4 protein-coding genes and 3 pseudogenes are annotated in these 11,773 nt (G+C 37.5%); all 7 read right to left on the bottom strand.

The features are described from left to right. Positions 1-72: 72 nt before the first annotated feature. The 7 genes and pseudogenes from G0029_RS16495 to G0029_RS16465 all read right to left on the bottom strand — a co-directional run bounded on the left by G0029_RS16495 (position 73) and on the right by G0029_RS16465 (position 11,719). Positions 73-1,005, bottom strand: a complete 933-nt coding sequence (locus G0029_RS16495; protein ID WP_180081891.1) for an IS5 family transposase — start codon at positions 1,003-1,005, stop codon at positions 73-75. Between the two features lie 48 nt (positions 1,006-1,053). After that, a pseudogene (locus G0029_RS16490) lies at positions 1,054-1,603 on the bottom strand (RHS repeat domain-containing protein); the annotation flags it as partial. A gap of 721 nt (positions 1,604-2,324) precedes the next feature. Then, positions 2,325-3,256 (bottom strand): annotated as a pseudogene (locus G0029_RS16485) (IS5 family transposase). Positions 3,257-3,347: 91 nt separating this feature from the next. Next, positions 3,348-3,794 carry a hypothetical protein gene (locus G0029_RS16480; RefSeq protein WP_180109916.1) on the bottom strand — a complete coding sequence of 149 codons (447 nt, stop codon included), beginning with the start codon at positions 3,792-3,794 and terminating at the stop codon, positions 3,348-3,350. A gap of 10 nt (positions 3,795-3,804) precedes the next feature. Then, positions 3,805-6,318 (bottom strand): annotated as a pseudogene (locus G0029_RS16475) (RHS repeat-associated core domain-containing protein); the annotation flags it as partial. Positions 6,319-6,432: 114 nt separating this feature from the next. Further along, on the bottom strand, positions 6,433-6,882 hold the full coding sequence (locus G0029_RS16470; protein WP_111886095.1) for a hypothetical protein: 450 nt from the start codon (positions 6,880-6,882) through the stop codon (positions 6,433-6,435). A 10-nt stretch (positions 6,883-6,892) separates the two neighbouring features. Continuing rightward, a complete protein-coding gene (locus G0029_RS16465) occupies positions 6,893-11,719 on the bottom strand; it encodes an RHS repeat-associated core domain-containing protein (RefSeq protein WP_180109915.1) in 4,827 nt (1,608 codons plus the stop codon). Positions 11,720-11,773: the final 54 nt, after the last annotated feature.

The following is an 11,773-nucleotide window of genomic DNA, read 5'->3' as shown; positions in this document are numbered from 1 at the left end:
AATTTTTTGTAAACATAAGGGCTTTGTTGCACAAAGATTTATAATTTGAAGCATCCGCCAACTCACTCAAATTTAAGTTACAACTCGGGTATGAGGACGACCTAACTCTGTAAATCTATTCAGCACGGCCACACGTGCATGAATCTCATTAACTTGGCTTTGAAAGTTTCTTGAATGTAGTCGATCGCCTAATAATTTGATGCAATGCATCTTGGTTTCGACCAAACTCCGCCGATGATAGCCTGACCATTTTTTCCATAATGTCCTGCCTAAACGTTTAACTGTTCGAAGTAATTCATTTCGCTCTTGCGAATGAACTTTTATATCTTTCCAAGGCTTTGCATTTTTTCTGGGTGGAATAACTGCATGTGCTTGCCGATCTGCAATGACCTGACGGCATTGTTTTGTATCATAAGCCCCGTCTGTATAAACTGAATCAATCTGTTCATCCAACGGGATTTGATCAAGTAAATCCCCGAGGACTTGTGAATCACTCACATTATTCGTTGTGAGCTGAACTGCTCGTATTTGTAGGGTTTTAGCATCTATACCAATATGGAGTTTACGCCATTGGCGACGATATTCAGGTCCATGTTTCTTGCGTTTCCATTCGCCCTCACCTAGAAACTTCATGCCTGTAGAGTCCATGAGTAGATGCAGCCCATCGCTACTTTTTTGGTAGCTGATTACAATATCAATATGCTTTTGTCTTCTACAAAGCGTGGTGTAATCTGGAGCTATCCAATTTAATCCGCAAAGTTTAATCAGACTTTGCACAAAGCCAGTGACCATACGTAAAGACAGACGGAATAAGGATTTAATCATTAAGCAGCATTGGATGGCTGCGTCGGAGTAGGTTTGATTTCGCCCTTGTTTGCCTTTTGATGGCGCATACCATTGCGTAGCAGGATCAAACCAAATGGCAATATTTCCGCGACTCATGAGTGCTCGGTTATATGCGGGCCAATTGGTTGTGCGGTAGATTTTGTGTGTAGGCTTCTTCATTTGAAAATTATATCGCTGAAAAACCCTTTACAGATAGGTTTGTGCAACAAAGCCCTCCCAAATCATCAAGTCACCGTCCCAGCCAAATAAAGTCAGGGTTTGCGCATTTTGATTTTTCTTGTATAAACGCCGTCCAAATACATCATACCCATATTCAGTCACTTGACCATTATGATCACTGCAAATCAAACGGTTCAGATTATCCCACGTCAGTTTTAATCATTTGCCTGCATGGCTGCTTTCAATCACATTGCCTTGTGCATCGTATTTATAGTTTTTACCCTTATATTGAGCGATCAAATTACTTTTCGCTTGAGACGCTTGTGTAGCAAGGGAGTCAATCAAATTCCCTGCAGGGTCAAAAGTAAAGCTTTCCATTTTATGCATACTTTTGCTCTGTATCAAACGGCCAACCGCATCATATTGATAATTCAGCTTGCCTAAACGGCTGTCGTCCACCTACGTGAGTAAGTATTTTTTTCGTCTTGGGAATGACGTTCTGCTCGGTAATTTGAGGCTTTCTGAACTTGATCTAAGGTATGCTGTTCAGGGCGGATGAGCTGAGTGAGCCCATATCATTGTAGTTTTTAGTTTGGATAAACTATTTGTAATAACTCAAAACCGATCTGACCGTTATCCTTTTTATCATGCTTGTCAGTTTAAATCTTCGCAATCTAGAGGTTATTTAATATTTCACCTTTGTGTAACAACGCCTCCCCAAACTAATCATCCATACTTTTAACTATATAATTCACAACCATAATAAAGGAAATGAGAACCCCTATAAAAAGAATAAATATCGATAAATAATAATTAAAAGAGTCCTCCAAATATATATTTAATGACCTCCTAGCTCTACACTCCTTAAAATATACACAATCATAAAGCATAGTAGATATTAAATATAAGACTACAACTGAAAAACCACCACCATTTTTAAGAAATTTAAAAATCATTACACTTCCCATATACCTCTATAATTTTCTGATTATAAATATTATTATCTATACTTCCCGGATCAAGATTTTTTTCATCCTCAGAGAAATTATATTTGTAATTTTTCTGTAAATCATTATATACACACTCACATATTTCTTCTCCAAACTCACCTGAATTTATACAACCACTAATAAAATCATTTTTATTATTTACAATTATCGCAGGATTTATACCACAAGATACAATAAAAAAACAACAAAAAGAATACATAATTTGTATTTTATAATATTCATTTACTTATCAACTCCATGCTTTTCAACCTGATCACGGCTTTGTTGCACAAAGATTTGAAATGCAAAGCGCCCCTAATTAAGCCAAATTTAAGGCGTAACTTGGGTAAGTGGTCGACTTAATTCCGTAAATCTGTTAAGGACTGCTACACGTGCATGGATCTCATTCACTTGGCTATCAAAACTCCTTGCACTGAGTTTATCTCCTAATAATTTGATGCAATGCATCTTAGTTTCAACCAAACTTCGCCGATGATAGCCTGACCATTTTTTCCATAGTGTCCTGCCTAAACGTTTAATTGTTCGAAGTAATTCATTTCGCTCTAGCGAGCTACTCTTTGTATCTTTCCATGGTTTCGCATTTTTTCTAGGTGGAATCACCGCATGCCCTTGCCGACCTGCAATGACCTGACGGCATTGCTTGGTGTCATAAGCTCCATCAGTATAAACAGAGTCGATCCGCTCATCTTGTGGAATCTGATTAAGTAAATCACCAAGCACCTGTGAATCACTGACATTATTGGTTGTAAGCTGAACTGCTCGTATTTGTAGGGTTTTAGCATCTATACCAATATGAAGTTTACGCCATTGGCGACGATATTCAGGTCCATGTTTCTTGCGTTTCCATTAGCCCTCACCTAGAAACTTCATGCCTGTAGAGTCTATGAGTAGATGCAGCCCATCGCTACTTTTTTGGTAGCTGATTACAATATCAATATGCTTTTGTCTTCTACAAAGCGTGGTGTAATCTGGAGCTATCCAATTTAATCCGCAATAATCAGACTTTGCACAAAGCCAGTAACCATACGTAAAGACAGACGAAATAAGGATTTAATCATTAAGCAGCATTGGATGGCTGCGTCGGAGTAGGTTTGATTTCGCCCTTGTTTGCCTTTTGATGGCGCATACAATTGAGTCGTATGATCAAACTAAATTGAGAAGATATTTCCTCGATTTATTAATGCTCGGTTATAAGCGGACCAATTCGTTGTACGATAGATTTTAAGAGCAGGCTTCTTTATGTGAAAATTGTATTTCTAACAAAGCCTTTAAGAATAGGTTTGTGCAACAAAGCACTAACACATACATTAAAGAGTTACTCTAAACATTTTTTCAAGGGCATTCTGTATGCTCAAAATTCATTTCATCTGATTTATAATTAGTCATCCATATATAAACTGTATTATAATTTAATCGTGAACTAAAAAATTTTCCATTTTTAGTTTTTTTAATTTTATCATTTGGATAATATATTCCTATCGCATCATTACTTCCAGGCTTACAATAAGACCAATAATAACCTTCTAAATTATAATTATTACTCCAACCACTTTTTATAAGCCTCTTATTAACTTCTAATAAATCATCAATTTTTATGTCTTTTTTATCAATTTCAACATCTAAAGCAACATATGAATTAGTGGTTCTACCATATACAATGTTATAATTAAAACCTTTAAATATTTTATCTGCTTCTTTGTGAAATTTATTTGATTTATACGGTGTCGTGCTGCTACAAGCAGTCAAAAAAGTAATTAGAATTACTAACATTATTCTCATCGTATTCCCCTTAAAATAAACGACCAAATTCATCTGTAAAAGTACCCCATCCTTTACCTTGAGACTCTAAATTCTTAATCTTTTGTTCAAGTATCATAGCTTCATTTTCTTTATTTATTTGCTTTAAAAATTTAACAGGATTAATTTCCTTATCCCCAAATACTTCAAGAAATGACGCATCTATACCTGGAGTACCTAGACCAACTTCAATAGCAAAAGGTGTCTTTGTAGATAGTGAAGTTAGAAAATCTTCCCCCATTGGAGTACTAATGCCAATTTTCCACCATGGTCCACCACTAATCCCAACAGCTTGACCATTGATAAATCTGTCTGTTCTTTCAGTATTATTTCGCCCTCTTCCGTTAAATATTTTACCCAACATACAAGAACCTCCGACCGTACTTTTCAATCTCTTTGAAATCGTTTTTTCTTTGTGAATATCTTTTAATGTTGAAGGAATATTAAGACCAGCTCCACCATAGACTTTGCCACTATATAAGTTAATAATTACCATGCCTTCAGCACCGCCACCTGCAACTGAACAATATGCGTAATCAAATAATGCTTCACATTGCCCAGTACGACGACACTCTTCAATTTGTTGAAGCCTTTTTTTAATCTCTCTATCAGCTACCAATCCCATTGGATCCACCCACTGATTCGGATCACTCACATAAACTGAATTATTCATACCACCTATTAAACCTATTGGATCTTTACTTAAATATTTCGCACTAAGTGGATCATAATAACGATAATGGTTGTAATGCAAATCTGTTTCCACATCATAATATTGACCTTGGAAACGTATATTCGTTTGCTCAATAAAATTATGAGAGGCCTTTATTTCTGAAACTGTACCCCATGTATTCAGCTCAATTTCCCAAATACACTCACCTAACTCATTACTTAAAGTCTGAGGTGCCCCTATTTGGTCACAGTGGTAAAAGGCAACTCGTTCTAATTCAACTTTATTCTTTCGGGTTTCTGTTCTCCAAATCGGATCTTTATAAACCGAATATTCTTCATGCTGAAATTGGGCATAGTTAGGGGTTTCTAAAAGCTTGATAAACCCTGTATAGCCCGTTTGTAGTAATGGCACAAAACTCTGTGGTTCATAGACATAATGCTTAGTGTAGTTTTCATCTACTGTATTGGATTGCTGCGACTCCCAAATCATCAGGTCTCCGTCCCAGCCAAATAAAGTCAGGGTTTGTGTATTTGGGTTTTTTTTAAATAATCGTCGGCCAAATACATCATAACCATATTCAGTCACCTGACCCTGATGATCACTGCGAATCAATCTATTCAGGTTATCCCACGTCAGTTTTAATGTTTTACCTGCATGGCTAGTTTCAACCACATTGCCTTGCGCATCGTATTTATAATTTTTACCCTTATATTGAGCAATCAAATTACTTTTAACTTGAGATGCTGGCATGGCAATCGGGTCAATCAAATTCCCTGCTGGGTCAAAAGCAAAGCTTTCTGTTTGATGTTGACTTTGACTCTGTGTTAAACGGCCAATTGCATCATACTGATACGTCAGCCTACCTAATCGACTGTCATTCACTTGGGTGAGCAAATAATTTTGATCATATTGATAATGCCGTTCTGCTCGATGCTGTACACGACCTGCAGTTTCTTGTTCTGGTCGAATAATTTGTGAACTCAGCAGACCGACATCATTATAATTTTTGCTTTGAATTAAGCCATTGGCCAACATACGAGCTGTTTCACGGTGTAAGTCATCACGTTGGAACGCGACCATATCTTGTTGATTAAATGCAATACCATAGATATGCCCTGAACCATAGCTTAGATTGCTTTGAACTTGCCCATCAGGACGAATCGTCTTGCTTAAATTACCCAATTCATCATACTCATAACGCAATACCGCAGTCATAGGGCTCAAGTTGGGTACTTTGTAATGCTGATGCTCACGTACCAATTGCCCAAGCGCATTTCGATAGAAATCACTTTGGCTTTCTTTATTTTTTGCTTTGCTCAGTTGGTTATTCAGATTATATTCAAACTCTTCGGTTTGGCTATGACGCGTTTGCACATGGGTATAAGTTTTTGATGCAATCATGCCATCAGCAAAGTAGGCAAATTGAGTAAAAACATTCGGCTGGCGAATTTGAAACAATTGACCATTTTCATTGTAGCTATAGTGCTTTTCTTCCCCATCAAAAGCTTGTTCATGTACCAATTGCCCCAAACGGTTATAACTAAATAAATATTCCGCATGGTTTTGATTGATCAGCTTTTGAATACGGCCTTGATTGTCCCATTGGTAGCCAATTTGATGACGGTTCGCATCTATACGCTGTTCGAGCAACCCCGCAGCATTATAACGGTACTGCGTGCTTAAACCTTTGGTATCCGTATGCTTGAGCAAGCGCCCTTCTTCATCATGCTCAAATTGTTCTTTTAAACCATCAGGATAAACAATCGCTTTAAGCTGACCTTTGTCTTTTCCTGCTGAGCTGTAGATATATTTGACTTGCTTTGCATCAGCAGACGCTTACTTAATGAGAGTTTGTGGAGTACCTACACAGTGATAAAATACAACCCGTTCTAATTCATCTTTCTCAACCAAATAAAGTTAAATTATTCTCAGCGAGTAAATGGCGTTTTAATTTCTGTAATATTCCATACATGTATTAATCCCTAATTTATTGTAATAAAAAGCGAAATACCAATAATCATTACTAGTAAAGTTAACTTCATCACCATCTCTTGAGTAATGTTTACTATAAATAGGATTTAATATATCAACAGAGTAATCATTTGTTTTACAAAAACTATAATAGTTATTATATGAATCAATCAAACTCCATTTATCAGCTAATAACGCTTTTTTTATTTTTTCATAATCATTATTAGAGAAATTTTCTTTACTTATTTTTAAAACCACAAGTTGAGTAGAGCTTTTTTTCCGGAGAGTCTCATAACTAAAACTATATTCTTTAAATAGTTTTTCAGATAATTCTTTTAAATCTATTTCATCATTTTTACTATTATTTAATGATGTGCAGTTTATAAGTAAAAGAGATAGTATAATATAACATAGTATTTTTTTCATTTTATAACCTCTAATCTTGTGTACGAACTAAAGTAGGCTTACTATCACTTACACTTATATCTACTCCAGGAGTACCCATACCAACTTCCACACCAACAGGTCCATTCCTATCAAAGAAGGAGCCAGCAGGAGTTGTAACTCCAATCCTAGCTCCCCACCATCCAACACTCTGAGATATTCCCATGCCTGTTAGAAATTCATCAGTAGCTTTTGAATTTGTCAAACCTGATGGTTTATTTAATATATATCCTGCCATGCAGCTACCACTAAACATTTTTCTTAGTTTATTCAGCTTAGTAGCTCCTATTTTAAATTTATTATCTATACTTTTTTCAGCAATATCTCCTACCGTTTTTGCATGATCTTTCATATCTTTAGTTCCAGTTAACGAAATACCACCCGCGGTATAGACATTACCATTATGTAAATTATATATCTTAGAACCTCCAAATGCTGAGAATCCTCCAGTACATATTACATAATCAAACAAAGGTTCTACTGCAATTTCACATTGTCTCCCTGTTTTCATCCAACAATCATAATTACGCTGTCCTTCATATGCTATTCTAGCTTGAGCACTTGCTGGAATTCCAAACATTTCACCAAAATTAAAACTATTTAATCCTTCTGGATCGACCCACAAATTAGGATCATTCACATAAGCCAAGTTATTCAATCCACCTTCTAGTCCTATTGGATCTTTACTTACATACCTTGCACTATGCGGCTCATAATATCTGTAGCGGTTATAATGTAAACCTGTCTCCTTGTCGTAATATTGGCCTTGGAAACGAATATTTGTTTGTTCAAGTAGGTTTTCACTAGCCTTAATTTCTAAAGCAATACCCCATGTATTCTGCTTAATTTCCCAAACACATTCACCCAACTCATTACTTAAGGTTTGCGGTGTACCTACTTGGTCACAGTGGTAAAATGTAACTTTTTCTAATGCAGCCTTATTCTTCCGTGTTTCAGTTTTCCATACTGAGTCTTTATAAACTGAGTAAGGTTCTGTTTGGAACTTTGAGTAGTCTGGTGTTTCAATTAATTTAATAAATCCGGCATAGCCTGTTTGTAGCAAGGGTACAAAGCTATTCGGCTCATAAACATAATGCTTGGTATATTGCGCTTGTTCATTACTGGATTGTTGTGACTCCCAAATCATTAAGTCACTATCCCAGCCAAATAACGTTAAGTTTTTTTCTATTGGGCTATGTTTATATAAGCGTCGACCAAAGACATCATAGCCATAAGTCGTGACTTGGCCATTGTTATCACTTTGAATCAGACGATTTAGGTTATCCCACGTTAGTTTTAGCGTTTTGCCTGCTTGGGTCGTTTCAATCACATTGCCTTGCGCATCGTATTTATAGTGTTTGCCTTGATATTGCGTAATCAGGTTATTTTTCACTTGTGATGATTGTGTCGCAATCGGGTCAATCAAGTTACCCGCTGGGTCAAAGGCAAAGCTTTCTGTAAGTTGCGGACCTTGGCTTTTGATCAATCGTCCAATTACATCGTATTGATAGTTGAGTTGACCTAAGCGACTGTCCTCAACTTGGGTCAGTAAGTAGTTTTTATCGTATTGATAATGACGTTCTGCTTGATGCTGTACACGACCTGTAGTTTCTTGTTCTGGTCGAATAATTTGTGAACTCAGCAGACCGACATCATTATAATTTTTGCTTTGAATTAAGCCATTGGCCAACATACGAGCTGTTTCACGATGCAAATCATCACGTTGGAATGCCACCATATCTTGTTGGTTAAAGGCGATGCCATAGATATGCCCTGAACCATATGTCAGATTGGTTTGGACTTGTCCATCTGGGCGGATAGTCTTGCTTAAGTTGCCCAACTCATCGTATTCGTAACGCAACACTGCAGTCAGCGGCTTTAAATTTGGCACGTTATAGTGCTGATGTTCGCGTACCAACTGCCCGAGCGGATTTCGATAAAAGTTGATTTTGCTTTCTTTATTTGTCGCTTGGCTGAGTTGATTATTTAGATTGTATTCAAATTCTTCAGTTTGACTGTGTCGTGTTTGCACATGCGTATAGGTTTTTGAAGCAATTGAACCGTCTGCATGATAACCCAATTGGGTCAGGATATTCGGTTGACGTATTTGAAACAGCTGTCCATTGTCATTGTAACTATAATGCTTTTCTTCGCCATCAAAGGCTTGTTCATGCACCAACTGCCCAAAACGGTTATAACTAAATAAATATTCCGCATGGTTTTGATTGATCAGCTTTTGAATTTGACCTTGCTTATCCCACTGATAGCCAATTTGATGACGGTTCGCATCTATACGCTGTTCGAGCAAACCCGCAGCATTATAACGGTACTGCGTACTTAAACCTTTGGTATCCGTATGCTTGAGCAAGCGCCCTTCTTCATCATGCTCAAATTGTTCTTTTAAACCATCAGGATAGACAATTGCTTTAAGCTGACCTTTGTCTTTACCTTCTGAGCTGTAGATATATTTGACTTGCTGCGCATCTGCAGACTGCTGGGCCGTCAGTGCGCCTTCTTCATCGTATTCCCATGCGCTTTCTTTACCTGAACAATCGCTATATGCGGTCATTTGCCCCAAATCATTGTATTGAATTTTTTTAGCGCCGCCTTTGGCATCAATGATTTCGACAATTTGATTATCGTTGTTGTATTTATATTGCGTGCTATGACCTAAAGGATTAATTTCCTTCGTTACATTACCGTCTGCATCGTATTCTTTTTTCCAAATATGACCTTCTGGATCTTTAGTTTCCGTCAAATTTCCTGCTTCATCATAGGCAAAACGGATGATGCCTCCATTCGGCTGTACAATTTTAATCAGCTGATCTTGCTCGTTATAAATTTGTTCGGTTTCTAGGCCTGCAAAATCAATTTGACGGGTAATGCGTTTTTGACTGTCACGCGATAGCCATTTTTCACGGCCATCGGCTAAGCGTGTGCGATAGGTAAAACCATCTAAATCAAAGTAGTAATAGGTCGGCACATCATAAGCATCATATACAGCAACTTGGCGCAGTCGTGGATGCCACTCCAAACGGGTCTTAAAGCTGCCGTCATCTGCCCATTCTGCTATGGCTTTGGCATTCGCTTCTTTGGATTCATAACGAATATTTTGCCCACGCCCTGTACGGTCGGTATAACGGGTCAGCTGATGCGCATCATTATATTCATAGCTGCGCACGTGACCATTTTGATCTACAGCCTTAATTAAATTGCCTTGCGTATCATATTCATAACGTGACACTGGCTCTGCCTGTTCATCCACAAAAGCAGCGATAACTTTTACTTGATCATTAAAGGCAAACTTGAGCTGGTGTTTAGCTTTCTTCAATTGAAAATCAATACTTTGCAGATAAGCCTGCTGTTCAAATAGTAAATAACTTAAAGCAACTTTTTCATCTGTTTCTTCATTAAATTGCTGAATCAACTGATAGTGTTTTCCGCCATTAAAGCTGTGAAAATGGAAACTCCACGCTGAACCAAAGTTTAGCAGCAAATCTTCATTTTCTAAAGGTTCTACCGTAAAGCCTTCATAAGGCACCGTGTATGCTTCATAGGTAATTGAATCTGGTAGCTGATGCTTGCGCCCATTACTATCAATAAACAAATAGCCGTTTCTATTTTGGATGATGACATTCGAAAAAGGCATCATCCAACGAGCGCCTATCATGCTGCCATCAAACTCATGCATTTGCGAATTATATTGACGGCTAAAGCTAAAACCCACTTTAGGTAAATTAAAATCGGTGTGATTGACCCGTTCAGCACCTATAGCATAACTAATACTGTTATCAGTTGCTGAATCACTAGGTGTAGCATCCTCATTTGGAATCGAACAAGTCGAATCATTCAATGCGTCAGCCTGTAAAGCTAAAAACTCTAAAGTATCCCCTGTGGTGTGCTGCTCATGTTCCCCAGTTTGATTAATCGGCACACTGGCATTGGCTTTGTTACCTTGAGTTTTAATGGCTTTTAAGGTTTCTTGAATTAGCCATGCCAAACTGTATTTTAGACTTGCGTTAGCTTGACGTTGAATTTCATTTGGAAATGAACTCAATGCCTGAGTTGCTTGAGTTTGTAGCAGCGTGCCTGTTTGTTCTTTCCTTATTTTAGGTAGCATATTGGCAAGTGCGCTGGTTTTACTTAAATCAATCAGCGGTTTTGCCCAATTGCTAAATTGTTCTGCCGGATCTCGTTTTTCAGCACTTGCACCAAAGCTAATAGTCGGTGAAACCAGCCCCGACTGAATAGGTGCTGCAAAAGTGTTTAATATTGATGTTCCTAAATTTGTCGCACCTGAAAGCAGGCTAGGTAGTTTGGCCTGTGTTTCAGTCAGAAACTTTTCTAAATCTCCTGCCATTTGTGCATTTAAATGCAAAGACATGCGACGGATATCAGCTTCTTTGATCTTACCATTTTGCGGATATAAGCATTCAGCCATGAGTCCCAATAAAGGACGTAAAGCCATACGTACATGAGCTTCAGCTTTAGGTTCTAAATACAAACCTATCAGGTTCATACTCAGCACTGCTATTTTTTGTACAGCGGCATCCCCTTGTTCTTGCTCGGTGGCAAATAATAACAAGTCTAAAACTGCCCCAGATAATGCAAAGATATTCGCTACAGTCGGAACATTTGCATTAGCTTTTAGCTGCTCAAGGCTGGTATTTCCACACGCTTTTAAATAATCCTGAATTTGATGTGCTATAAACTTATGATCTTCAGTATGCGTCACACTCTCTAAATTGAAAATTGCCAATTCTACGGCTGGCTTATTTATTGTCTGTTGTTCTTTTTGAACATTTTGATCAGTTGTCATGTAAAAACCTATTACTCAAATTCTAAATATTTAAAACTGTGTTTGGCGCTAGCT

Source organism: Acinetobacter sp. YH12138 (assembly GCF_015218525.1).
Taxonomy (GTDB): domain Bacteria; phylum Pseudomonadota; class Gammaproteobacteria; order Pseudomonadales; family Moraxellaceae; genus Acinetobacter; species Acinetobacter amyesii.
Note: the sequence above shows the minus strand (reverse complement) of the source record. Positions and strands in the feature narration are given on the sequence as shown.

What these genes read in the sequence shown, in the direction of transcription:
- G0029_RS16465 (WP_180109915.1), bottom strand. Translation starts at nt 11,719, where the DNA reads ATGACAACTGATCAAAATGTTCAAAAAGAACAACAGACAATAAATAAG.
- G0029_RS16495 (WP_180081891.1), bottom strand. Translation starts at nt 1,005, where the DNA reads ATGAAGAAGCCTACACACAAAATCTACCGCACAACCAATTGGCCCGCA.
- G0029_RS16480 (WP_180109916.1), bottom strand. Translation starts at nt 3,794, where the DNA reads ATGAGAATAATGTTAGTAATTCTAATTACTTTTTTGACTGCTTGTAGC.
- G0029_RS16470 (WP_111886095.1), bottom strand. Translation starts at nt 6,882, where the DNA reads ATGAAAAAAATACTATGTTATATTATACTATCTCTTTTACTTATAAAC.